Here is a 25,311-nt window from a genome sequence, read left to right as displayed (position 1 = left end):
CTGTAAATTCCGAAGCGAGGGGAAATAAAACCGATTTTATCAAATTTATTTTGCAGGCTGTTGTTTACCAACAAAAGTTTTTTTGTTATAAAGCGCGGCTATTTTGAATTAAAAGCTCGCATTGAGGTAGTCATGTCCAGAGTATGCCAAGTAACAGGTAAACGCCCAGTAACAGGGCACAACGTTTCACACGCGATGAACAGAACCAAAAGACGTTTTACGCCTAATCTGCATCACCACAGATTTTGGGTTGAAAGCGAAAACCGTTGGGTTCGTTTGAGAGTATCTTCCAAAGGTATGCGTATCATCGACAAAAACGGCATTGATGCTGTTTTGGCCGATATGCGTAAACGCGGCGAACAATATTAAGGAGACTGACAATGCGCGACAAAATCAAATTGGTATCTAGCGAAGGCACAGGCCATTTCTACACCACCACCAAAAACAAAAAAACCATGCCTGAAAAAATGGAGATCAAAAAATTTGATCCCGTGGTTCGTAAGCATGTGATGTACAAAGAAGCCAAGATCAAATAAACAGCGTTTTATTGATCAGCTTTCAGGCGTTGGCGGGCTAGTAGCAGGGTTTTTTCCGACTAGCCACCGCCACCGGCTTTCTTCATCGCTTCCAGCTCCGCTTTCAGCGATTCCGTAAATTTGGCAAGTGCCAAATATTTCATCTCCAAAGCTTTCTTCTCGGCTTCCAAAATATTATATTTGGTTTTAAGTTGCTGCAGAAAACGCCGCAAACGCTCCATATCATCTTGTATTGAGGATTGCTCGGTGAACGAGTGACTCGTCTCGCTCTCGCCGCTGCTCCCTCTAAAATTACCGGTCTCAATACCGTCGTCGATCGGAAACGATGAAGGTGCTTTCAGTTCGTCCGGGTTAATGCTGTCGATACCGCCGCTTAAAATCAGCGCATTGAATTTGTGCCGCATCAGGATAAAAGCCGCCGTTTCGCTAATCTTGCCGTTCTGGCAAACCACGACGATGGGATGCTGCCGATTCAAGGTTTTTAGCTGCATGCGCAAGGAAAAAAACGGCAGATTGATGCTGAACGGCAAATGCTTTGGCTTGTATTCATCGGGCTCGCGCACATCGATCAAATCCGCACCCTTGGTCACCAAGTCTTGAGCGTCTTTATAGCTGATATATTTAAGCGTCGGCTGTTTGATCAAGTTCAGAAACTGCTCCTTACCCAATCGCAACAGGCAAACATCCGTCAACGCACTGACCGTAACGTTGCGAGGCTCGCCTGAAATCAATGCATCCTCACCAAAAGTATCCTGATCGCTGAGTTGCGCCAGCTTAATCTCCTTGGCGTTGGGTGCAGGTTTCCTGCTCACCAAGCATTGCCCTCGTTTGATGATGTAGTAAAAGTCGCCCTGCTCACCTTGATTGACAATGACAGTGCCTGCATTCACGCGCACTTCCTCCATGCCCATCAAAATTTTTTGCAAATTAGCCGGAGGCAACGCTCGAAATACCGGCGACTTCAACAATGTCGTCATCCAGTCGTCATTATCCTCCACCTCTTCAGCTACCATAAAACTCTCTGCTTCTTCATACGGGACATCTTGAACCGATTTCATCATATCAGCATTCAAACGCAAAAAACGAATTCGGCTATTGGCAACGGCATGCACTTTCCTGGGGATTTGATGCGCCAGCGCAAAGCGCGCCGAGGGGCTATCGGACTTGATCGTTTCGATCTTTAACAGATCGGTCTGTAAGGTCACGCTGCCATCGATCAAATACACCAGATCGTTAGGTTCATCCCCGCATTTGAACAAAAATTGGCCTTCTTCCGCATCCTCGACCTTGATTTGTGCGCACAGCGCCTCAAATTTACTGAAGGGCAAGGTGGATAGCGGAATTAATTGCCGAATCACACGGCCTTCAGCGGAATGGATGTCGACAGCCACGTACTCGTCGCGAATAAAAAGTGAAGGGAAACCAACAAGAAAACTTAATCTATGATAGTCGATTATTAAGTAAACTCTCAGTGAAACATTTTCCCGCCCAGCGAGTCCATGCTGGCAACTTAACTGCCTGGAATGCAAAAACCATGACGAACATGAACAAACTATTCCTGATTATCTTGTTTGGCCTGAGCAGCTGGCGAGCCAGCGCAGAATTGCCCGGACAAGTCGACGGCGCACCTTTGCCGTCCCTGGCGCCGATGCTGGAGCAAAGTATGCCCGCCGTCGTTAACATTTCCACCTCGACCAATGTGCGGGTGCAGGAAAATCCGTTAATGAACGATCCGATGTTTCGGCGTTTTTTCAACATCCCCAAAAACCAGCGGCAACAGCAGAAAAACAGCTTGGGCTCCGGCGTGATCATCGATAAAGATCAAGGTTATGTGTTGACCAATAATCATGTGATAGACAAAGCGGACAAAATCACCGTTACCCTTAGCGACGGCCGGCAGCTCAACGCCAAACTGCTGGGCACCGATCCGGAAGCCGACGTGGCGGTGATCCAAATCCCCGCCGACAACCTCAGCGCATTGAAAATAGCTGATTCCAGCCAACTGAAAGTTGGCGACTTCGTGGTCGCCATCGGCAACCCGTTCGGCTTGGGCCAAACCGTCACCTCCGGCATCGTCAGCGCGCTGGGTCGCTCCGGCTTGGGCATTGAAGGTTACGAAGATTTTATTCAGACCGACGCCTCGATCAACCCCGGTAACTCGGGCGGTGCTTTGGTGAATTTACGCGGCGAATTTGTCGGCATGAACACCGCTATCCTCGCGCCCAGCGGCGGCAACGTCGGTATTGGTTTTGCGATTCCATCGAATATGGCAACTCGGCTGATGGAATCCTTGGTGCAGCACGGCGAGGTGCGCCGCGGCTTGCTGGGTGTGACCACGCAGGATTTGACGCCGGAACTGGTGAAAGCCTTTGCCTTGAAAAGCCAGCACGGCGCGGTAGTTAGCCGGGTAGAAGCCGGTTCGCCCGCCGAAAAAGCCGGTCTGGAGCCGGGCGATATTATTCTGAACATCAACGGTCAGGATGTGAAAGGCGGCAGCGCCCAAATTCGTAACGCGGTGGGTTTGCTGCAAATCGGCGATACCGCCAGCCTGGAAATCATGCGCGGCGAAGAACGCAAATCACTGCAAGCCACCATCGGCAAGCCGAAACGGCCGGAGCTGGACGGCAATAAACTGCATCCGACTTTAAGCGGTGCCGTGCTCGGCGTGACTCCCAAGGATCAAGTGGAAGGGGTGATGATCGAAAAAGTCGAACAAAACTCCAAAGCCTGGAAAACCGGCCTGCGGCCCGGCGACATCATCGTCACAGCCAACCGCTACCGGGTCAGAAATCTGGACGAGATCAAGCAAGTGGTCAACCCGAATGCACCGTTGCTGGTCAATCTGCAACGCGGCGGCGAAGGCTTTTTCGTGGTATTGCAATAAACTCAATTCAGCATCGTTTTCAGTGCGGCCAGGCTGGCCTTGCCGCGCTGTTTAATTTCTTCCGGCGGCAACTGTTTTTTGTTGGCCCATTCCAAATCCTCTTCCGGCAATTCGTTTAAAAATCGGCTGGGTTCGCACTCGGTCAAGTCACCAAAACGCTTGCGGTGCGTGCAATAGCTAAAGGTCAAGGTCTGCTGCGCGCGGGTAATGCCCACGTAGGCCAAGCGCCGCTCTTCTTCGATATTATCGGTTTCGATGCTGTTTTGATGCGGCAGCAGGTTTTCTTCCATGCCGATCAAAAACACGTGTGGAAACTCCAGGCCCTTGGCGGCATGTAAGGTCATCAAGCTGACCTGGTCGCCGGCTTCGTCTTCTTGATTGCGGTCCAAAATATCCAGCAGCATCACCTTGGCAATCACATCGGCCAGCGACTGTTCACTGCCTTGCTCCTTGGTGGCGATACGCTGCAGCCATTCGATTAACTCATACACATTTTTCAGTTTACGTTCGGCGGAAGCGGGGGTTTTGCTGTTTTCCTGTAACCAAGCCGAATAGTTGATCTCGTCTATCATCCGGTTGACGACGACAAAGGTATCCTCGCGCTCGACCTTGATCGCCGTCTCTTTCAACCAATCGCAAAACTTGCTCAAGCGTTGTACCGACTTTTCCGGCAGCCGTTGTTGCAGGCCTAACTCGTTGCAGGCTGCAAACAAACTGATATGCCGCTCGTTGGCATAGGCGCCGAGCTTTTCCAGCGTGGTCGGCCCAATCTCGCGGCGCGGCGTGTTGATCACCCGCAAAAACGCCGCATCGTCGTCGCGATTAACCAGCAAACGCAGGTACGCCAATACATCCTTGATTTCCGCATACGAAAAAAACGAAGCGCTGCCGCTGATGAAATAGGGCACGTTATTTTCGCGCAGTTCCTTTTCGAACAAGCGCGACTGGTGGTTGCCGCGATACAGAATCGCATAGTCGCCATAGCTGCCGCCGGTTTTGAAGCGGTGATGCACAATCTCGGCAGTCACTTGCTTGGCTTCGGCCACGTCGTTTTTATGGCTCAGCACCCGTAGCGGGTCGCCGTAGCCCAACTCGCTCCAGAGTTTTTTCTCGAACGCATGCGGATTATTGGCGATCAACTGATTGGCTACTTTCAAAATCCGCCCGGCGGAACGGTAATTTTGTTCCAGCTTGATAACTTGCAAGCGGCTGTAATCTTTTTGCAACTGGCTGAGATTTTCCGGTTGCGCGCCGCGCCAGGCATAGATGGATTGGTCGTCGTCGCCCACCACGGTAAAGCGCCCCAAATTACCGGCCAGTAATTTCACCAATTGATACTGGGTGATGTTGGTGTCCTGGTATTCGTCCACCAGCAAATAGCGAATCTTGTTCTGCCATTTTTCCAAAACGTCGGGATGTTGTTGAAACAGCAGCACCGGCAGCAAAATCAAATCATCGAAATCGGTGGCGTTATAAGCCTTGAGACTGCGGGTAAATGCCTCGTAAAGCAGCGCAGCAGGCAAACTGTTGGCATCGGCTTGGCTCAAAGCCTGGATGGGCGTCACAAAGGCGTTTTTCCACTGGCCGATTTGCCAGTTGTACTGCTCGACATTATCAATGTCGCAACCGCCGACGCCATGGCTGATCAGATTGCGCAGCAAGGTCAGCCGGTCCTGTTCGTCGAACAAGGTGATCGCCGCCTTATAGCCCAGGGCTTTGTGTTCCTTGCGCAGAATATCCAAGCCCAGGGAATGAAAAGTCGATACCCGCAAGCCGCGACTGGCTTTGTCATCAATCAGCCTGCCGACCCGGCTCTTCATTTCCCGCGCCGCCTTGTTGGTAAAAGTCACCGCCGCGATATGTCGCGCAGGCGTACCTTGCTGCACCAGATAAGCGATTTTCTCGGTAATCACCCGCGTCTTGCCGCTACCGGCACCGGCCAGTACCAACAAGGGATGATCGATGGTTTTAACGGCAGCGAGTTGTTGGGGGTTGAGTTTGGGGGACACGAAAACAAAGGGGTTATTGACAGGCCGGCCATTATCGCAGGGCTAGCTAAAATTGTGTGAACTTGGGCGAATGGGCGTTGGCTTAATGGGAGCTCGCGGAGCACATTGTCTTTTTGGAAATCGGAGACATAGCACCGAGAGTCGTGCAGCCTCAATGCAGCGTCAGCGAAATCAAGGACGTCGACTTACCGACTACCAATTCTAAAGCGCATGATGAGAAAAGACAGTGCCTAACATGGCAGTCAAACGGACGGGCAAAAAGCTTCGCTTTGCTCTACGTGGCGCAACAAACAAATGAACATGACACACATCAATCTTGTTGCCGTACTTTTGCTTGGCGCGGTTACGGCCTTATTCCCTAGGGCAGCGCTGATTAAATTCCCCGCCAGGCTTTGAATCTGGTGTTCAGTAGTTGATCTGGCGACGATCCGAGCAGATTGTTCATCTAGCGATCATAGTTAAGCCTTAATTCTGCTTGACCTTCCCATTATGTAAACCTTTAGATTGATGCCTCCGGATTGTCACTGAGGTAAGGTGACTATCCATGACTAAAATTTGAATATTTTTTCAGGAGGTTGAAATGGAATCACATGGGGTAGCCAATCAGAAAACCGCACATGCTTATAACACAGCCGCCGATTTATTCGATCACCCGGCCAACACGTTTTGGAACCGTTTCGGTCATAGCACCATTGAGCGAATAGGTTTGAGGCAAGGTGACCAAGTATTGGATGTTTGTTCCGGAACCGGCGCTTCAGCCTTACCGGCCGCGCGGATGGTCGGCTCGGATGGCCGGGTGGTCGCGGTCGATTTGGCGGAAAAACTATTGACTCGGGCAGCCGATAAAGCCCAAGCCGATGGTCTTGAGAATCTGGAATTTCGGGTCCATGATATGCTTGCTCTAGGTTATCCCGATGGTTATTTTGACGCCGTCGTTTGCGTGTTTGGGATCTTTTTCGTACCTGATATGGCCGCCGCCGTCAAAGAATTATGGCGCCAGGTCCGGCCAGGCGGGCGATTGGCTATTACAACCTGGGGACCGGATTTATTCGAGCCAGCCAACACCTCGCTTTGGCAAGCCATCCGCCAACAACGCCCCGAACTCTATAAAGACTTTAATCCTTGGGATCGTATTTCCACACCGAAAGGACTGTTGGAGATGCTGGCCGAAGCCGGTTTAACCAATGTGCGCATTTTTGCCGAAACCGCGACTCATGCTCTGTCTGAGCCTGAGGATTGGTGGACATTGGCGATGGGTAGCGGTTATCGGGGCACCTTGGATCAGCTCAATAGCGAACAGCTACAGAAGGTGAAATAGGCCAATCTCGACCAATTAGTGAGCCAATCGGTTACCGAGATTTCAGCCAATGTGATTTATGCCGTCGCCGATAAACCTGTCGTTTAGAGCCTTGCGTTTTTTTCATGAGCGATTTTTTCAAAAAATACCAGGGACTAAAAAAGCAAAAAAATCGCTTGACCGTCCCATCGCGGTAACTCGCCGGCTTATTGCAATCCATCAGGCATTAACCGAACCCGCTAGCGGGCGGCGAACTGGCCGCCCGCAACGCCGAGTCCCCCTATTGGAGAGTGAGCGATGAATATCAGCCAAGCTGCGAAAATGACCGGCGTATCCGCGAAAATGATTCGGCACTACGAAGGTATCGGACTGATCAGAAAAAGCGTGCGCACCGCATCGGGCTACCGGACCTACAACGACACCGATTTGCAAGTGTTGCGGATGATCAAACGAGCTAGGGGGCTAGGGTTTTCGCTGGAGCAAATCCGCGATCTGGTTTCGCTGTGGCAAGACCCGGTAAGAGTCAGTGCCGATGTCAAAGCGCTGGCCCAATCCCATGTCGAAGATTTGAATCGACGCATTGCCGAATTAACCGAAATGCGCGACATTCTGGCCCGGTTGGCTCAGACCTGTAGCGGGGACAATAAACCGGATTGCCCGATTATCGATATATTGGTACTCGGCCAGCAGCTGGTTTAAGACTACATAATCCAGCGATTATTCTCCCTTGGTTGCCTCCCCGTTTTGCTGGTTCCGGATCTGCAAATACGCGGAAATGACGAATATTTAAGGGTAATAAGTCTCAAGTTATTAACCCAGCCCTCAAATATCGTCGCTCCCGCTTAGGCGGGAATGACGGAGCCAGGGAATTTAACAGTCTGGTTAATAAGGACAAAGATAGACGTTGTCGAATATGAGGTGTCTAAACCGGGGAAACCAGCGAAGGCTGAATCACGCATCCCCTAAAATCGAACACACTTGGAATCGAAGCACACTTACGGCGCACAACTCACCACCAATTCGTCACTGTATTGGCCCACTTCCATATCTTTCACCACATAAACCGCCGTATAACGGCGCAGCTCAGGCTTGCCGGCAACCAATAGCGGCCGGTTATCGACATAGCGGGTTTGGGTGTCGCGGGCCAGAAACACAAATTCGCTTTCGTTCTCGCGCTGGGAATAGATATTGATGCCGTCGCTTTTGAATTTTTGAAAACTCAGTAACACATTACCGCCGGTCTGATCGGCAGCCTTCAGCACCGGCTTGGCATCGGTTAAATCCGTATTGATTTCCGCACCGACGATACCCAACAGACTACCCAATGCCTCCGTATAACCGGGGTGAGCCTTGATGCGCCGCGCCAATGCCCTCACCTTATTCTCGAATTGGCCGCGATAAGCCTGCTTATCGGCGGTCGCATGATGCGCGGCCGCAGCGGCAATATTGGCGGCCGACACTTTGCCATGCAGTTCTTGGTTCTCGGTATTGCAGGCAGCAATGTCCTCGTCGGATAAACCCAACTGGCTTTTCAAAGCAGCAAGATTGAGGATAAACCGGTCATGCCATATCAATAACTCGCCATCCGGGCGGGGGAAATAATCTGATTTAGCCATCAGTGTGCTCCTTATAAATAAACGATAAGCACGCCAGACAACGGCCAACAAGCCGAATCGCCGGCGGAAGTATTGGAATAAATCGAAGGGAATAACTAGCGTTAAAACTATGTTGCCCAAGAGTATAGATAAGCTATCAACTTACACAAGTGCGGCTAAATGTCGCGCGTTTGGATTTTAAAATTACCCGAAGGCGTAGCCATTTACTTTGTAGTGACTTCCGAAGCACCCGTGCGGGTTGCCGACCACCGCGAACGCATTCCAAACAGTCCCGGCGGCATATAAAAATCCCCGGAAGGCATATCCCAATGTCTGGAACGCACCTGCGCAAATCCGGAAGGCACCCCCACCAGGCTCGAAGTTGCAGCCGAGAAGCACGAAGGTACCGCCGGACTTCTTGGGAATGCGGCCGAGAGATTTTTATATGCCAACGGGTTGGGGTTATATGCGGTCGGGGCTGAAGGGAGTGCGTTCGAAGTATCTCTATACGTGAAAATATCGATAGAAAACCTTGAAATTCACTTATGTAAATTGCCTTGTAACTTAAACAATAACATTGTTCAGAGGCGAATACCAAACTGAAGGTGGAACCGGTGTTTGAAAGTGACGATAAGCAATGAAATCTAGCCCAATAAGTTCTGCCTTGGCTGCCGGTGAGTCAATGAGAATTTTTCCAAAATCAGATTCCCGAATCATATTCATCTGTTTTCTATATTCTGCTGCTGTTGGTGGCAAATGAATTGGCGCTTCAGTCGCACCTGAGTCGAAATGAGCCGTCTCGAAATAGAGATGTTGATACAGATCTTTTTCAGGATGCCATATTTGAATACATACATTAGGGTATGCATCTTTAGCATTTTTCGCTAACACCTCATAAAGATCATCCATACCAAGAATGACACTCCAGCCGGCAATAGTTGCCAGCGTCCAAGATATTTCCATCATACGATCAGTAGCTTGCCCTCCTAACCAGCCACCTTCCTCCACCAAATCATCCAAGGAATCCGTAGCAATAGGAACAAATTTCTTAGTTTTATAGGCGAAATCTACGTTGCGGAACAGTTTTCTTAACCATTCATTGGCAACCTCTCTTCGCCCCATCCCTAATAAAGCGAAAAGAGCCAAGGTGATGTCTTGGCTATGCCGGTCAAGACAGGGTGAACCGCTAACGCCATTATTTTTTAACAACTCCTCCAGTGCATCAATCACCACACCAGCATAACTAGACCAAGAATTTTTCTCTTCCTCTGTGGCGAATGGATGGAAACCTAAAAACAAAGCGATGCTTGCCAAGATTCCAATTTGTTCAAAGGCGATCAGGGACGATTCCACACCATTAGAAGCAAATCGAGTCAAACTATTTTCCAAGAAACAATACGGCTGAATCCTAGCGAAGTATTGCGCCGCAAAACGGTAATAACCCCACCACATCGCACCGAAAGCTCCTGCGATAGCGTCTTTTCTGCTTTTCTCATCGGCGAGTTGAATACGATGCCACGACCAAAGCAAGGCTCGTTCTACGGCGAAAAGACCTTGGCGAGTATCTCCATCATCGCGTAGCGTCCAATGTGCAAATGCCTGGGCGGATAAATTGACGATTCGCAAGGCTTTCAAAAAGGATTTACCTGTCTTTGGTTTATCGAGCAACTCTCCGTTGTCTTTCAAATCCAAGGCACGTAAAAACAACCGATGCAAATCTTGTCTGTCGTATTCGCTATCGCCGGATAATGCCAGCGCGCGCCTTAAGTCGCGGCGGTCTTCGTCATGAAAAACATTTTCGTCTAAAAGATGTTTTTCTATTAGTGCCGCGATGGCATCTGCTCCCCAAAATTCTATTTTTGCTTTATCTTGATTTTCGCTGACAAAACCACTCCAACTGGCTAGCACGTTTTGTTTTAGCTCTCCGCTGGTGACAACCACGATGCGGATAGTGCGATCTTTATCTTGAGGTTCGAGATGCGATCTTAAATAAACATCAAATATCTCGTTGATACTTTGGCGTACCGCTTGATTGCCGCTATCCCATTCGCTTCGGCTAATGTCCCCTTGTTTAACCACTAAAAGCAGTAACTCATCAATTCCTGTGTCTGCATTTTTACCTCGGGCTGCGATGTCCACTCCGTATTGTCGATTACCCGTTTGCGGACGCGCGACAGGAACATACCCCATTTCCAGCAACAAGTCCGGTAATAGACGATCAAGCTCATCCCGCTCTTTGAGAGTGCGCAAATATTCAGAGATGACGAGCTTCATTCATCACCACGCTTGGCAAGCCTAAAGCTTATTCGTGTGATTTCGTCATTAAGTGGATCAATAACAGATTGTGCTGGCAACGTGACAAAAATTGAGTGGGTAGCATAGCGATTGACCTCGCTAACTTTGCCCTGAAAAATGGAAAAACTCCCCGTCCCTCCCTTTGTCCATATTCTTGTGCAGATTTGTTGAAATATGGATTGTTCGCTAGCCTTTTCTCTTGCCTCGCGTTCCTCCTTTTCTTTTTTAAGTGCAATGGCATGCCTTATACGAACGGGCATCGGTGGATACAGTTCTTTTCTAATAGGCAATTGCTTGATCGTATCAGCACGCGCAAGCAGTTCTGCTTGCGTTGCTTGTAATAATTTTTCTACTTCGGGTCCAGCGCTGCTCAGTTTTTCTCGAATGGCTTCCTGTGTGGCAAGAGGATAATTTCGTCCTACATCGTTCGCTAGCAACGCATGTACCCAGCCAAAGGTTCTCCGTTGCGCATCTTTTGTCTCTAGTAATGAAAACGTCAGTGAAAGCAAAGGCTCTTCAAAAAATGTCCAGCCGAGTAAACGCCGAGCAAGGTATTTAAAGTCTTCATTTTCTAAAGTATCTAGAACGTCTTTCGAAAAAGCGGGTTGCACGAATCCATGACTCCATAGATAACTAATAACATCACCAAAAGCCGCACCCAAAGCCAGTTCATCAGAAATTAGCCAACGTGTAATTAATTCCGACAACAAAGGTTTGTTTATCAATTGCATCAGGCTTTGGTTAAAACAAGTGCTCACCTTTTCGTCTGCACCTCTGCTATCACAATTTTTAAGTATCCAAGTAGATAAACAGTCATACACCAATTGATCATGAGTACCATTTTTAATCAATCGCGCAAGCACACTGTCAAAATGATGTGTATAGCCAACTTGTAAATTAGTTAATGCTAATAATAACTGTGCCAGATTCGGTTGCTCTTTGACGGTCGCAAGATTCATAAAAACAAAGCTACTAAGCACTTGTATCGCTGAATGATTATCAGGTTTAGCATAAGCTAATAGCTCTGGAATTAGCTCATGCTGACCGGCTGCCGCATTGGATAAAGTATTTATAGCCTGACTACTAATCCTCGAATCCGGGTGATGAACCAACGTTTTTATGGTTTTCTGAATGTCGTTCTTTAAACCCGGTTCTGTATCCCATTCATTACTTATACCCCCCAATGCCCGCAAAGCACTTACTGAAAGGTTGATGCAATCGGAATTTACATCATTCAACGCAAGCTTAACGGCTTCAAGGCCGTGCTCTGCCTTTGCCAAAGCAATCAGGGCAGAACAATACAAAGTCATGTTTTCGTCAGCAATGTTTTCTCGAACTATTGCATACAGAGCTTTTGCCCGTACCGGAACCGTGGATAAATAGTTAATCAATTGATTGAAAAACATGCCCGCAGCCATATCTCCGGAAGTTTTTAAATGCTGCGCAGCTACTAATTTAACTAAACCCTCCAAGCTAAAATTACTTAGAAATGGCAAAGCATTTCCAATGCTTCTCAAAATTTGAAAGACTTTACTAGAATCTGCACTACCGATAGCTTCTACCGCGGCCATTAGAACGTCCACAGTTTGAGTCATTAAACCCAAAAATCGCCCGCTAGCCGTATCTATCTCTTGAAATTCACGTACGCATAGTTGATGAGCTTCATCAAATATCTGTATCGCAGATATTGATGAGTCATTTTTATTGAATTTATGAACGCTATGTACAGCTGTACAATGATTTCTCGCTGCTATTGATTTGAATATCAACTGATTTGCTTCAATGTAAAAAAGCTCATCAATCTTCTGAGGCGAAATGGTAGATGGGTTTGTTAACTCAATTACGAGATCTTGGGTATCCTGACAATGGAGTTCGAATGCTAGCTTCGCGACTTGTAGAGGAACTTCCTCTAATTGCAAATTGAATAAGGTCAGCATTATCCTAATTTGACTCTTCCAACCTTAAACCTTCGATGAAACCACAAGCATCGGATGCGGCTTGCCGCATATGTTCCAGATAATCGGCAAGGCGATTGACTGTCATACAGGTTGGGCTTCGGCCAATATTTGTTCGCGGAATTTGGCGGGCAGATCGCCGGGAGTCAGAAGATCAACCGGAACTGCCAGTAAATCTTCCAGTTCAAGTTGTAGTCCGCCAAGATCAAATAGTGTGGCACCGGGCAACGTATCTACCAGCAAGTCCAGGTCGCTGCCGTCGCAGTCTGTACCGTAAAGCACCGATCCAAATACGCGCGGATTGGTCACTCTGTAACGATCCACAATTTGGCGTATCGCCATGCGTTTTGAATCTAATGCTTCCGACGGTTTCACCGTTATGTCGGGTGACATAATTAGTGAAAAATGGTCCGTTGATTTTAAAAAGATATTTCATTATTTGTGTCACACACAAAACCCACATTTGACACAAATAATGAAATATTCCAGATTTTGTGCCACTAATATTGAAAAACTTCGAACCCATCTTCTGATAAAGCAAGTTCGGCCAAAAGCTGCCGTTAACAACGCTAATAAGCGGCACGTAGGGCAGCGAACATTCATTTTGATTTGCCTTGTTAGCGTGACTCAGTAACAGCTTGTTTTTTGTCCGTATAATAGCTTTCCATCTCAGATTTAGACATATCGACAACTTTAATTCTATATACCTCAATCAAAAAGAAATACAGAAAAACAATAGATATCGCTAAAACAATAACCCCTACAACTGAGGAAGTTACCTTTATTTTTTGTATTGAAAGCTCTATTGTGGAATCAGACGAAATATCCTTAATGCTTGACGACTTCCATATTTGATAGCCAGAGAAGAAAATACCAGATAAAACCACTACCATAACGAGAAAAAGTAGATAATTAGAGGCTGTTTGTTGCCACCTATATTGAGATAAGTTAATTTCAGCCTTTTTATTAAGATATTCGTAATATTTTATCTGGGCTTGGATACGTGCTTTATCCTCTTCAGAATTTAATCGTTTTATAGTGTTACTCATTTCGACTATTTGCTCACGAAGTGAGCTTTCAATCTGATGGTTTTGTTGAATAGATTCGAACCCTCCTCCTCCTGTTAATGTGATTTTTTCGGTTTTGACGGTATCGTTTGAGGGTTTACCAGATGCCGCAGATGCAATATCGAACACGAATAAAAGTATAAGCGCCACACAAAAAAAGGCGCTTGTTTTTTTCGACAATGATATTGCGGTATCTACATTCATGGTAAAAGAACTCCATTTATTTGATTGTAACCCGCATTACACCAACAGCTACTTCCAACAGGACCAACTGAGTTTAAAATGCAACTACCAATATTTGTTTGGCATCTACTACTGTACTGGGGCATTTGAGTTATAGGCTGCGTGTTTGGCAAATTATTTGGGGGTTCTGAGACACTCGGAACGTATTGGTTTCCTGGATTAATAACAACAGAGCCAGGTGGTGGTGACGGAGAACGATCTTTGCCACGAAAGGGATCTATTATCTGTTTTTGGAAAAAGCCATCGTTACCGAATAATCCACCAGAATATGAGCCGTTTGCAAAGCAAACCAGTATTATCATAATAATCGCCTTGTAAAGCTTCATTTTGATTGCCTCGTAAAAGTTACAAAAGTTCACCTAATTAAAATATTTATCGTTTTTTTCAATTATCACGAAGTCGATCAGGCCCTTGAAACGATATTAACACCGGTTATAACTCAAGTCCGTAACACCTTAGGACAACGAGGGGTTTGTGAGTTGTTGTCATTTAGATTAATCCCGATGGCTCAGATTCGCGAAGTTCCATTGATCAGTCTGCTGAGTTTCCTGCCAGCTAAACTCATTTCCAGGTACGACTCCACTCAAATCTTGATTTACATCTATCCCTTCGCAAGCATCTAGTTCAGAGACAAATTTTGCAAATGCTATGTTGATGGCTTTTCGATCGTCACTATCACCATTCCAGGTGTCTTCATCGACCACAAAGTAAACGGCTAAATGATATGACTCGCCATTTTCGAGCTCTTGGTCCTTTTCCGCGATAGCAACTCTTACTTCGGATTTATCGTTGGCGAACAGATCAAGATCAAGCGCATCTTTTAGGGCCCCCGTTGCATTTCGAATACGATCACATAAGTTATTTGGCCATGATGGGCGTCCTGCGCGAAGCGCATACCATGCCAATATCCTTTGAGATGAAATATGGTCTAACCAACGAACTCTATCGGGCTCATTGGTTGTGAGCAAATCGCGCGGGATTACATGACGATCTGCTACTGCGTGTGCTGATAAAACAATGTCAGGGTGTGTTTCCCGATTTGGGCGAAAATCGAGATAACGGGTTGACTCCAGGTTGCGTTGGCCTTTGCGAGGTTTGCCTGAAATGGGCTTGCAAAGCAGCAATTCTACTAATGGTTCTGCCTCTAATTTCGGAGCGACGATGTCGCAAGTTTGCGAAATAACTACAAGCCAATCATCCGTCGCAACTAATGTCGATTGCTGATCGTGCCTTGTTAAGTGGGGTTGGAGCAGAGTAAGCATTTCAACTGATATCACGGACCCAGTACGCCACCCACGCAGAGTAATATCATCACCAAATGCCAAGGAAAGCCCTCTTAGTCGTCCAAAGGAAGAGAGGATGTTCGTCGGGTAAACCCGGCCTCGCGAAGCCGCTGGCTACGTGTTTTGGGTTTTGTCTGAAGCTTGGCCAATAGTTCATCAAAGCTACCCACAATTACGGTTTCGTCCATGATATCCGCAGTCATCATGGAGAGTACGGAACTTCCTCCCGCCACATTTTCACGACTTACCGAACTGAGTGGTACTTTAGATCGTGACATCCATTCTTTCGCAATACGTTCTACTATCGATAGACGCACACGACCCGCCTCTTGAATTTGTATCGGATTGGCAGCATCAAGCCACTTATAAAGCTGTTGTCGCGAAATACCAAGGACTGATGCCATATCCTGAGTCGTAAATCCGAAAGCCGCTTGGAGCGTTGCGAGGCGATCAACTCGAAGGCGAGCGACTGCTGTCGAAGGGTGCAGTTCCTTCAACGCTGCGTTCTGCAGAGCCTCTTTGGCTTGTTCCGACCAGCGGCTCCAAGCATTCTCGCGAGGGATCTCGTCCGGAGCAGTGAACAACTCGGGTGCGTTCGTTGGCGAAGAAACGCTGAGAACATATGCCACAGTGCCGGCGGTCAGAGCCTTACCAAACCCTTTTCCCAAGTTGTGAAGACCTGCAACGCTTGAAGCTAAAGCTTGAGCCTGATCGTCAGAGTAAACTACCTGAACCCTTCCAGAATGGGACGCCACGAATGTTTCTACCGTGTTTTCAACAGCAGAAATAATATCGCTAGGCCGCTGCTGCAACAGTGTTGCTTGGCAAGCTGTGTATTGGCGTGTCTCTATTGTGTTGTTCACATCCATTCTCCTTTCGCAGTATTAGATAGTGAGGCCTTGAAAGTTCTCGATGTCAGTTTTTGCATTTCCGTATAAATCCCCAAAAGTTCTCCTGCATCAAATACTTGCCCGATCTCCTTGAGGCAGTCAGTATCGACGAATCCTATCGTCTGTCCGTTCTGGATGTGTTTCTCAGCTTCGTGCATTTTTACTGGCTTGTTTAGCGGTAGTGCATTGAAATCCGGCGGCAACAAGAGGCCCTGTGGTGCAGGCGCAGCCGCGCGAAGATTTACCAAACTTCCGTCAAACTGAAACGCTGCAGCCCACATGGAGCCTTTAGAGCGAGCTCCTTCCGGTTCAATACCTTTTAGTCCATCTGCTAAATAGTCAGCTGGAGAATGGTCCGTGGACGGAACAATCAAGTCAATATATCTCAATCCTGCTCGCTCGACGAATGCCCCAAGGCTGGCATTTTGAATGGCGTCCAACACCTCAGCCCAACGACTTAAGAAATCACTCGATTGAACATAGCTCGTTGCATGCAACGAGATCGCGCGAGTACCCAATTGGACACCGAGTTTTTGATCAGCTGACAACAGTTGCCATAAGGGCTGTGGAGTGGGTTTGACCCCATCGACAATTAGCTCTTTAGCTTCAACCGTTCGAGGAAATGTGTTTCTTAGGCTATCCTGAAGTCCAGGAACCTTGTTGCTCATTGAGTAGTAGGGGGAGATGGCAAGTTCCGCGACAACATAGACGAGCGGCGGATTACGCCACGTCCCAAGCGCAGTGGAATTCATAACTTATCTCCTTATTATCATGGTTATGTAAGTGTGCTTTATTCAAAGTATACTAGAAGTAGTTTACAAAAAAGTTGACACTTCTGCGAAAATATATTTTTCAATACTTTTTTGACCGCTCCACCCATGAAGTTGTCGTTAAGCCTATAGCTGGTCAATGGCACAATTGGGTTGATAGAACCAATTCGCTACCCCTCCAAAGCCGACATTCATCCATGGCATAACCAGAATGTTATATCGGTTGGGCTTCGGATAACATTTTATCGCGCCATTTAGCTGGAAGATCGCCGGGGGGAGTCACAAGATCGACTCTTACAGCAAGCAAGTGCAGCAAGTGATATAACCCAGGAATCTTAGAAACTGATACTTAAAGGGTATGTAGCCCTAACTGGCGAACTAAAGAGCTCACTGCAACTTGTGACTCATATTTTTCTCTAGTGGAGTCGTCTTAGTTAATTACCTCATTTGAAGCTCGATTTCATGAAAACTGTAAATAATTTATTTCTATGGACAATAGACAAAACTCACTACTAGACAGCGGTTTAGGACTTGCCGCTATAACGTCGTTTTTATACTGTGCGAGTGCTGCCTACACGGGTGGATTTCTTCGACAATTGGGGTTGGATAGCGATGTTCTTGACCGTAACTTTCAACAGATTTTATATCACGGATTTGTAATTTCCTTTGGGCCAGTTCTAACAGGTTTGGCGATATACACGGTTTGCAGATTTGCATACTCACATGCAATATTGCCCGAGGTGAATGACGCATTGCGACACAATTTGAAACGAAAGCGCCGATTTTTAAAGCTAAAATTTAAATTGCTGGGAAAGCGTAAAGATTCCGATACCGAGAAACGCGAAAAACGACACTCTATAAAATCAGCTTTTCTCCTTACTATATTTTTCGCGCTCATCCTTTCATTGGCGCATTTTGAATCTAAAGGCAAAGCATTGGCTTCATCCGTTTATGCGAAGCTTGATAGTAAGTCAATTCCTGATCATGAAATGGTCACAGTATCCATAAATGGGCAGTCTCAAAAACTCTTGTATTTAATGTGCGGAGCAAGGAACTGTGCCGGTGCAGCGCCCGACACAAAGCTCGTTCATTATTTCCCACAAAACGGCCATTCCTCTGTTCTTTCCCCTGCGGAGCTACTAGAACAAACACATCAAGAAAAACCAGCGAGATGAGTCTAATGGAATTAATGCGCTGAACCAATAAAGCCATGGTCAATTTTCGATTTGCGCCAACAATCAGTTTTTCGAAATGTTCGACATTGGGCTCAAACCAATATTCGTCCCCTCGAGGGTTGCAAATAGTCGCGACTTAAGATTTCCTGATGGCGGTTGGTTTTGTATTGCTCGAAGGCTTGGTCGTATTAGGCTTTATCGCCGGCAAACAGGGCTTTGGCTGGTGCGACAGGTTGTCCAAGCCCAAATCGGCGCGTAGCCGTAGATAGTAAACAGCCAGGAAATTCTGCATGGAATTTAAAAGCTAGTCACAAATTGGTTGCAATCGATACCGGTACGAGCTTTAAAAGTTGCAATCAGTGAAAAATCTCGGCACTAATTGCTAACGGTAAAAACAAAGAATCCAACGCAAAACTAAATGGCAGGTCAACTAGAGGATAGCCCGGAGGTTCAGCCTTAAGTTTTCGGATAGTCACATCGTCGTTTTCTAACGTTGCCCAATCCAGTCTGGTTCCGCTATACATGAATATGCGTTCATACAAGGGCACCTCCGCGTTTAAGCTTTTGAAAGTTGCGCAACCGGATAGAACTAAAACGCAGACAACCCCACCTATGAGTTTCTTCAAGCGTATCCCCCCGTCATTTAGCCACGAATATGCGAAGCGCCTAGCTTTCTATGAGCTAGAACTGTTGTTCGCAAGGAATGCCGTCATTGTCACCATCCATCTTCGTGCCAGGGCAATTTTGTAGATAAAATTCGGCTTCTTCATACGAGGTCATTTCCGAGCAATGCACCTTGCCGAGACACTGGAAATTCTGAGTCGGTTTTGGTGGTTCAGCTATTGGTAATACTGGCTGACCAGTAGTTACATTTTGATTACCAAACTTGCTGAGGATCGAAACTCCAGCAACCACAAGCAGCACTGTAATAAATCTATATCCAGATTTCTTATACGGTGGCCTATAGGTGTTGAAACTTCTGGGGAGTCTTTGCTGCGGAGCGCCAGTTTTTTGTGTTCTGGGCTTCCTGTCTATTGGAGCAACCGTTAAAACCTGAGAAACTCCGTCAATTTTTGCGTTGATTGCGCGTAGCTTGCCTTTATCATCAAGGCTTGTTTCGTAAAAAATAATGTCACCGACAACAGGCGGCCGACTCATGGTTCTTAACGCCGATATGTGGATAAAAATATCGGTACCGCCTGACTCCGATTTTATGAATCCAAATCCTTTATCGTCTATCCAACGAACCAGTTTGCCTCTTTCAGTTTCCATAGCCTAGTAATTTGCCATTATTGGATTAACTAGCCTAGTCAAATGCCGTCCAATTACAAATCGCTACTTCAACACCTTCGCAAGGACATATCCACATTCAATTTAAGCACCGCTCGTCATCATGCGTTGGATTATTCACATAATCGCTAATCGGTGTTGTAGTCATATCAGCGTAAGCATGATTATCCAGGAGTCGAAACACGTCATCTTCCCCTGCTGATTTATCCAACCAATCCCGGTAATGGGCTATTGGTATGATAACCGGCATACGCTCATGAATCGGTCGCATCAGTGTCGTTGCAGCGGTCGTGATGATGGTGCAGGAATAGAGCGTTTTCGCATCGTGCTCCCAATGTTCCCAGAGTCCAGCAAAGGCAAATAACTGATTGTCTTGACGATGGATATGAAACGCTTGTTTGTGCGATGCCAATTTCTGCCACTCATAAAATCCGTTTGCGACGATTAAGCAGCGGCGCTTATGAAAGGCAGCCCGAAAACTGGGTTTTTCTCTGATGGTTTCAGCACGGGCGTTGATCAGGTGATGGCTGTTTTTATCGTCTTTAGACCAGGATGGCACTAAGCCCCAAAACAGGTTTACCGATTTTAATGATTGGTCGTCTAGCTGAACGATGCAAAGGATTTTTTGTGCGGGAGTGATGTTGTAGCTGGGTTGAAAGCTCGGCAAGCGTGGTAACTCAAAATGTTCAGCTATGCTTTCCGGCGTTGCCGTGAGGTTGTAGCGACCGCACATACCGACCATTCCTTACCTGTGGTTCGTAAGACCCATAACGATTAAACCCACCATTGGACTCATTAAATGGATATTAACCAAATTCTGTTACAAGCGTTTGCGCCTATGATAGCAAGCTATGGATGGCTGTTTGTCTTGTTGATCGTCATCGGCTTGTTGAAAACACCGTTCATGAAAGGTGTCATCGGAGAAGCCTTAGTCAACTTGGCGGCCGCGTTGTTTCTGGATAAAAACATCTATCGCTTATTCAAAAACGTCACGCTGCCCACGGAAGACGGTTCGACGCAGGTGGATCATGTGATCGTATCGCCATATGGCATTTTCGTCATTGAAACCAAGAATTTAAAAGGTTGGATATTTGGTAGTGCGCAGCAAAAGATGTGGACGCAGCAAATATACAAGCACAAAAACCAGTTCCAAAATCCCTTGCATCAAAACTATAAGCACACGCAGACGCTGCAATCGGCATTGGAGATTGAACCTAGCAAACTTTTTTCGTTAGTAGTGTTTGTCGGTGATAGTGAGTTTAAAACGCCCATGCCAGAGAATGTCGTCTATGCCGGTGGTTACATTCGCTTTATCAAAAGTAAACAACAGCGCCTATTGAGCGAAAGCGAGATCGCGGTGGTGTGCCGCAAAATCCAAGCGGGTCGTCTAAAGCCCTCTATCAAAACCCATATAGAGCATGTCAGACATGTTAAGACCATTGTTGAGCAAAAGCAGCAGCAACCTGAAAACGCCTGTCCTAAATGCGGAAAACCGATGATCCTAAGAACCGCTAAAACCGGAGACAACCAAGGCAATCAATTTTGGGGATGTAGTGGCTATCCTAAATGCCGGACTGTGAAAGTTGTTTAACATTAGATTTGATAAGGCGGATTTATATATGACACTTTTTGCTTGATCTCAGACTTTAACATTGTGGTGAAAATTAGACGCCATTTTGCAACTAGCAAGCGAAAAGCCATTGAATCAACAGGCAGATAGTTCGCAGCCATCACATTGCAACTTCGCGCCCAACGCTTGTTCCCCACTCAATCGGCTCGTGACGATTATCGGGCGTAATTTCGGCCAGCAAGTCGTCTAACTTGAGCTTTGGTTTTGCTGTTGTTCGTTCAATCCGAAAACCGGTTTCGTCAACAGTTAGTTCAACTGATGAACCAACTTCCAACTTCAATTGGGCGAGCATCCTGGCCGGCAATCGAACCACGGCACTATTGCCCCACTTCTTAATTTCAGTTTGCATTTATTAACCCTTCTTGGATAATCAAGTTAAACCATAAAATTTATTTTCAATGAAAACAATACCTTACTTGTTGAGCCAAGCGATCAGGCGAGTGAACACGTGAAAAAATATGGGCATCCGAGAAGCTTAAGTAAGTGCCATTCGTATCGGGCACTACTTTTTCAATTCCAACGAATCACGACGAGCAACTAAGGTGGGACAATCCACCCACCTCAAAGAACTCAGGCGGTTTCAACCGATAGTATTTATCTTCCACGTCCTTCGACTGCTCTTCATAGGGCTGCGTCATCACGTCCTGAAGTTCTCGAATTAGAGAATAATTTCCCACAGCTGCTTGCTGATATGCCGGCACAACAAACCACTCTCGCAAAATGTACTTTGGGTTTACAAGCTTCATCTGCCTAGAGGTTTCCTCACTGGAACTGCTGAGAAGTGTTTTCCATTTCGCGAGCCACGCTGCCCAACGCTTATCTAACTCTTTGGGGTTAGTATCATGCGCCGCGTCATTGTAGAAGCTTTTCTTGAGTGGGCCAATGTCGTCGGGTATCGACGAGAGCTCGCGGAAGAAAATAGTGTAATCGACAGGCGTTTGCATCATGAGTGTGCCAAGCTCGCTGATTAGTGCGCTGCAAAATGCCTTATGAGACGCTGTTTTCAAAGTACTAAGACCCAGCTTGGCGGCCCACATATTTTCCATTTGCGCTTCCATAACTTTCGAGAATCCACTTTGAATCTCGTCGAGCTCTAGCAAATAGTCCTGATGCGATGCCAGCAACGGCCGCAACGCCGAACAAAACATATCGAAATTGCGTTGCGCTGCGCTTGGTTGATTCAGGAACGAGAAGTGATGACCGCCTCCCGTCCAAGGTTGGTAATGGGGGTTAAACACATCGCAAAAGCCGAAGGGGCCATAATCAAGTGTAAAACCTCCGACTGCACAGTTGTCGCTGTTGAAGTTGCCCTGGCAGAAGCCGACGCGGATCCAGTTCGCCACCAGTGACGTGAGGCGGCTACGAAACGCGCGCGCCAACAACAGCAATTTATCGGGAGTTGTGAGTTGCTTATTGACCACGTCAGCGTACTCGCGATCAATCAAGTGCAGTACAATCTTCGCCAGTTCTTCCAGCGCTTTTGGGTGTTCGTTTTTTCGAGTACGGCGAGCGAATAGTTCAAGTTGGCCGACGCGAATGAACGACGGCGCGACGCGAGTCGATATGGCGACAGCCTCAGATATAAGCATGTCAGGATTCTCCGAGCGCGAACCCTCCGAGTACCACGGTCGCTTTACCTTCTCCGTTTTTGAAACATACAAACTCAAAGACCGCGATGTCGGCACGCCCAGTGCGTGCATGTGCTCCTGAGCCAAGAACTCGCGGATACTTGACCGCAAGACAGCGCGACCGTCTGCGCCACGGCAATATGGCGTGCGACCGCCACCTTTCAGCTGCATCTCCCAGCGTCGACCGTCGATGACGGCCTCAAGCACAGAAATTGCACGACCGTCTCCATATCCGTTGCCAGTTTGGAACGGACACTGCTGAATGTATTCAGTGCCGTAGATGGAAAGTGCGTACCCAGTCGCCCAACCAACCTTGCGCATCGGCTCTGGAACCTGAGAGATGTCACCGGAGAACATGCGGACGAAATCGGAGCACTCTGCCATGCTGTCGGCAAGGCCAAGCTCGGAAAAAAAATTTTTGCTGTGAGCTACATACTCAGGGTCTATGATTGGAGTCGGCTTGACGGGGACATAATGTCCCGTAAAGACTTGTCGCGGCGCGTGGTCGTCACCGTATTTTGTCGCGTCAGGGTCACAGTTGAGCGTGTCCATGAGAGAATAGTTTGCCAACTTCGCAAGATCCTGGAGCATCGATATAGTCGAGGACGCTTTCTGGGGCAGTCGGTTTGTCATAATGGATTATGCCAAGGCTCGTTAAGATAAATTCCAATACTAAAAGTTCCTAATGTACGCACAACCGTCTTTTCTGAGGTATTAAGATTCGTTTTATCCGCTTGTTTTGGGGATTATTGATACATCAAGGAATTGTTCGGCGTACATTAGGAACCGCAAATGCTCATAAGAATGTCAAAGATTTGCCGTGTTTTGAATAACAGCGGCGTCAATTTTTTCAAGTTAGAAGCTCGATTGTCGTTGCAGAAAGAGTGTAATACGTTACAGTTTGCCGGTTGATGAATACTATTCAACCCCCCGATGGACTTGCCACCTTTTTTCCATGTTAGTGATGTTTGTTTGTTCCCAGCAGTCACGTTCTGCCAGCCTACCATCCTTCGATATACTTTATCGTCGTTGCATACATCGCGTTATCGCCATGGCGGTGCAAGTAAGCTAACTCGGCAGGCCCTGCAAAAATACCATGATTTTTCTCTGGCGTTTCTCCTGCTCAGCGCCTGACGATTTCAAGTATGGGTATATCTTTGTAACTTGGATTTGGGCCTAGCTTACCGATCATTTTCCATTCGGCGCCACAATCCTGACAAACGTATGTCCGTTGATAACTCATTCCATCTGGTAAGTATTTCGTTTTACCACGCTGTTTTAAACCCAGAAGCATTTGACCCTCTGAACCAAAGGGCTGATGTATACCGTTTTCATCGGCTGGACTGCAAAGATTACATGGCATCATAGGGTTTCTACTCCATTTCATTTGGGGAGGACGGGGCAATCAAACTGGCTCCATTGCCACTCAATTCACCATATAGGTCAGACCGACGAAAAAAATATTGCCGGCTACCATCGATCATAGGCCCCGAAACCGGCTTTACTTGCAATGCTTGTAGCAGGCATCGCGGCGCCCGTTTTTCTGACTTGGCATATTCAGCCAAAGATACATAGGTGGCTTGAAAATCGTCGAGGCTTACTTGCGTGACTCGCCGACCAGGAAGATGATCTTGGATAGTCGTCAGTAACCTCAGCCTTACCAAGTCGTATACCACTTGTTGTTTCAAGCCTAGTCTCTTCGCTGCCTGGTCGACAGAAACACTGGCACCGTCGGCGTAGCGCATTTCCGCCAGCCACTGCCAAGTTTGTTGCTCATCAAGCTGGATGTTTCCCAATGGCACTGACTCATTCAGCTTGCCCACTGGTTTTAATTGGTTACCCAAAAGCGCACGAACCAGTGCGATGAATTCCCCTTCGCGCAGATGCCAATATTTCAATATATATCTGACGTTTATTGTCGGTGGCGAATGCATCACTTCTGTGCCGGTGAAAAACAATGCTTGCACTTGCTGCTTCGGAATTAGCCAAGCGGTGGCATTGCCGTGCATTCTTGAGACCAACGGCTTTAAGACGCCATCCGCTATTAATTCTCTGACCCGGCTCTTCGGTAACACCAGTTGTTTGGCAGCTTGATCAAGCGTGACACATCCCTTTGCCAGAATCGCTATTTCAGCAAAGCTCTGTTCATCGACTGAACGCATCTTTCGACCGGACGGCAATTCAATCTGATTCCCAGCGATCACCTTGGCTCGAATGAAATGTCGAACAGTTGACGGTGCCACGCCGGCTTTTTTGGCGGCTTGTTTCAAGGTCACGCGGGGATGTCTGGCAATCGTCTCTAGCTTAAACGCTCGGTGGCGTTTATTGACTATCCCTGACCAATGCTCGTGCAAATAGCCCTCGAATGCGTCGCGCAGGAATTGAAAACATTCACCGGACAAGTCCGTGTATAAAGTCCTATAGAATGACCCGAAAGTCCTCCGAATACTGGATTGACTGTCTGCTTGCTGATGTAGAGTGCTCAATAGGGCGTGAAAGTTTTCCGGCCAGCCATCCAATAGCCGACTCACTTGCAGCATCAGCGTGGTTGCAGTATCCAGTTGGTGTAAATTCGCAATCTTCCCCGGTTTGGCGGGTTGGAAGGATTCCGAGTACTGCCCTAGATAACCAATCAATCGAATCCATTCCGGCAGTGACATGGCAGGAAAACCCGCCAATGCCGACTTGCCTTTCATTGCCGCCTGAATAGCACGGCTTAGTGAAAGCAGTGGCTCATCGACCCGATCGGTACCTCGGGCATCGG

The 25,311-nt window shown here is 47.3% G+C and carries 23 protein-coding genes; 7 read left to right on the top strand and 16 right to left on the bottom strand.

Annotated elements, in window-relative coordinates:
• Positions 1-132 precede the first annotated feature (132 nt).
• Both rpmB and rpmG read left to right on the top strand, forming a co-directional pair.
• Positions 133-369, top strand: coding sequence for a 50S ribosomal protein L28 (gene rpmB, locus JL719_RS00165; protein WP_033157675.1), 237 nt, complete (start codon positions 133-135; stop codon positions 367-369).
• An 11-nt stretch (positions 370-380) separates the two neighbouring features.
• Positions 381-536, top strand: a complete 156-nt coding sequence (gene rpmG / locus JL719_RS00160) for a 50S ribosomal protein L33 (protein ID WP_013816853.1) — start codon at positions 381-383, stop codon at positions 534-536.
• A gap of 59 nt (positions 537-595) precedes the next feature.
• On the opposite strand, the gene JL719_RS00155 is transcribed toward rpmG, so the two are convergent.
• On the bottom strand, positions 596-1,927 hold the full coding sequence (locus JL719_RS00155) for a cyclic nucleotide-binding domain-containing protein (protein WP_033157604.1): 1,332 nt from the start codon (positions 1,925-1,927) through the stop codon (positions 596-598).
• A 152-nt stretch (positions 1,928-2,079) separates the two neighbouring features.
• Between JL719_RS00155 and JL719_RS00150 the strand changes: the two genes are divergently transcribed.
• A complete protein-coding gene (locus JL719_RS00150) occupies positions 2,080-3,420 on the top strand; it encodes a DegQ family serine endoprotease (RefSeq protein ID WP_129871458.1) in 1,341 nt (446 codons plus the stop codon).
• Between the two features lie 2 nt (positions 3,421-3,422).
• Here JL719_RS00150 and rep read toward each other — a convergent pair whose 3' ends face one another.
• Positions 3,423-5,429: a DNA helicase Rep gene (rep, locus tag JL719_RS00145; RefSeq protein WP_033157606.1), complete on the bottom strand. Its 2,007-nt coding sequence runs from the start codon at positions 5,427-5,429 to the stop codon at positions 3,423-3,425.
• A 580-nt stretch (positions 5,430-6,009) separates the two neighbouring features.
• Here rep and JL719_RS00140 point away from each other — a divergent pair.
• Together JL719_RS00140 and cueR are read left to right on the top strand one after the other, a co-directional pair.
• Entirely contained in the window at positions 6,010-6,747 is a 738-nt protein-coding gene (locus JL719_RS00140) for a class I SAM-dependent methyltransferase (RefSeq protein ID WP_225892947.1), read from the top strand.
• 276 nt (positions 6,748-7,023) lie between these two features.
• Positions 7,024-7,425 (top strand): Cu(I)-responsive transcriptional regulator, encoded by a 402-nt coding sequence (gene cueR / locus JL719_RS00135; RefSeq protein WP_033157607.1) that lies wholly within the window; start codon positions 7,024-7,026, stop codon positions 7,423-7,425.
• A gap of 296 nt (positions 7,426-7,721) precedes the next feature.
• Here the strand turns inward: cueR and JL719_RS00130 are convergent, their stop codons facing one another.
• The 8 genes from JL719_RS00130 to JL719_RS00095 form a co-directional block, all read right to left on the bottom strand.
• Positions 7,722-8,342: a hypothetical protein gene (locus tag JL719_RS00130; RefSeq protein WP_033157608.1), complete on the bottom strand. Its 621-nt coding sequence runs from the start codon at positions 8,340-8,342 to the stop codon at positions 7,722-7,724.
• A gap of 543 nt (positions 8,343-8,885) precedes the next feature.
• Positions 8,886-10,595: a hypothetical protein gene (locus JL719_RS00125; RefSeq protein WP_033157609.1), complete on the bottom strand. Its 1,710-nt coding sequence runs from the start codon at positions 10,593-10,595 to the stop codon at positions 8,886-8,888.
• Positions 10,592-12,553: a hypothetical protein gene (locus tag JL719_RS00120; protein WP_033157610.1), complete on the bottom strand. Its 1,962-nt coding sequence runs from the start codon at positions 12,551-12,553 to the stop codon at positions 10,592-10,594. Before JL719_RS00120 ends, JL719_RS00125 begins: the two co-directional genes overlap by 4 nt.
• Positions 12,554-12,655: 102 nt before the next feature.
• Entirely contained in the window at positions 12,656-12,964 is a 309-nt protein-coding gene (locus JL719_RS00115) for a nucleotidyltransferase family protein (RefSeq protein WP_432205832.1), read from the bottom strand.
• 224 nt (positions 12,965-13,188) lie between these two features.
• Positions 13,189-13,842 (bottom strand): hypothetical protein, encoded by a 654-nt coding sequence (locus JL719_RS00110; RefSeq protein WP_033157612.1) that lies wholly within the window; start codon positions 13,840-13,842, stop codon positions 13,189-13,191.
• Positions 13,843-14,375: 533 nt separating this feature from the next.
• A complete protein-coding gene (locus tag JL719_RS00105) occupies positions 14,376-15,206 on the bottom strand; it encodes a hypothetical protein (RefSeq protein WP_129871315.1) in 831 nt (276 codons plus the stop codon).
• 11 nt (positions 15,207-15,217) lie between these two features.
• Positions 15,218-16,027 carry a helix-turn-helix domain-containing protein gene (locus JL719_RS00100; RefSeq protein ID WP_033157614.1) on the bottom strand — a complete coding sequence of 270 codons (810 nt, stop codon included), beginning with the start codon at positions 16,025-16,027 and terminating at the stop codon, positions 15,218-15,220.
• On the bottom strand, positions 16,024-16,806 hold the full coding sequence (locus tag JL719_RS00095; RefSeq protein WP_033157615.1) for a TIGR04255 family protein: 783 nt from the start codon (positions 16,804-16,806) through the stop codon (positions 16,024-16,026). Before JL719_RS00095 ends, JL719_RS00100 begins: the two co-directional genes overlap by 4 nt.
• A gap of 506 nt (positions 16,807-17,312) precedes the next feature.
• Here JL719_RS00095 and JL719_RS00090 point away from each other — a divergent pair.
• The gene (locus JL719_RS00090) at positions 17,313-17,999 is read left to right on the top strand and encodes a hypothetical protein (RefSeq protein ID WP_033157616.1); all 687 of its coding nucleotides are present in this window, start codon (positions 17,313-17,315) and stop codon (positions 17,997-17,999) included.
• Between the two features lie 356 nt (positions 18,000-18,355).
• Here JL719_RS00090 and JL719_RS24395 read toward each other — a convergent pair whose 3' ends face one another.
• The 3 genes from JL719_RS24395 to JL719_RS00075 all read right to left on the bottom strand — a co-directional run bounded on the left by JL719_RS24395 (position 18,356) and on the right by JL719_RS00075 (position 20,022).
• Positions 18,356-18,523, bottom strand: coding sequence for a YceK/YidQ family lipoprotein (locus tag JL719_RS24395; protein ID WP_225893127.1), 168 nt, complete (start codon positions 18,521-18,523; stop codon positions 18,356-18,358).
• Positions 18,524-18,680: 157 nt separating this feature from the next.
• Positions 18,681-19,271, bottom strand: coding sequence for an excalibur calcium-binding domain-containing protein (locus JL719_RS00080; RefSeq protein ID WP_033157617.1), 591 nt, complete (start codon positions 19,269-19,271; stop codon positions 18,681-18,683).
• A gap of 97 nt (positions 19,272-19,368) precedes the next feature.
• Entirely contained in the window at positions 19,369-20,022 is a 654-nt protein-coding gene (locus JL719_RS00075; protein ID WP_033157676.1) for an SOS response-associated peptidase, read from the bottom strand.
• A gap of 135 nt (positions 20,023-20,157) precedes the next feature.
• Between JL719_RS00075 and JL719_RS00070 the strand changes: the two genes are divergently transcribed.
• A complete protein-coding gene (locus JL719_RS00070; RefSeq protein WP_225892945.1) occupies positions 20,158-20,880 on the top strand; it encodes a nuclease-related domain-containing protein in 723 nt (240 codons plus the stop codon).
• Between the two features lie 139 nt (positions 20,881-21,019).
• Here JL719_RS00070 and JL719_RS00065 read toward each other — a convergent pair whose 3' ends face one another.
• From JL719_RS00065 to JL719_RS23920, 3 genes are all read right to left on the bottom strand, one after another.
• Complete coding sequence (locus tag JL719_RS00065; RefSeq protein ID WP_033157619.1) at positions 21,020-21,268, bottom strand: AbrB/MazE/SpoVT family DNA-binding domain-containing protein; 249 nt, start codon at positions 21,266-21,268, stop codon at positions 21,020-21,022.
• Between the two features lie 175 nt (positions 21,269-21,443).
• A complete protein-coding gene (locus tag JL719_RS00060) occupies positions 21,444-23,099 on the bottom strand; it encodes a protein adenylyltransferase SelO (protein WP_201799008.1) in 1,656 nt (551 codons plus the stop codon).
• A gap of 821 nt (positions 23,100-23,920) precedes the next feature.
• The gene (locus JL719_RS23920; RefSeq protein WP_225892943.1) at positions 23,921-24,823 is read right to left on the bottom strand and encodes a hypothetical protein; all 903 of its coding nucleotides are present in this window, start codon (positions 24,821-24,823) and stop codon (positions 23,921-23,923) included.
• Positions 24,824-25,311 lie beyond the last annotated feature (488 nt).

It is taken from the genome of Methylomonas sp. LW13, from assembly GCF_016865255.1.
Taxonomy (GTDB): Bacteria; Pseudomonadota; Gammaproteobacteria; order Methylococcales; family Methylomonadaceae; genus Methylomonas.
This window is presented reverse-complemented; position numbering and strand designations above follow the sequence as displayed.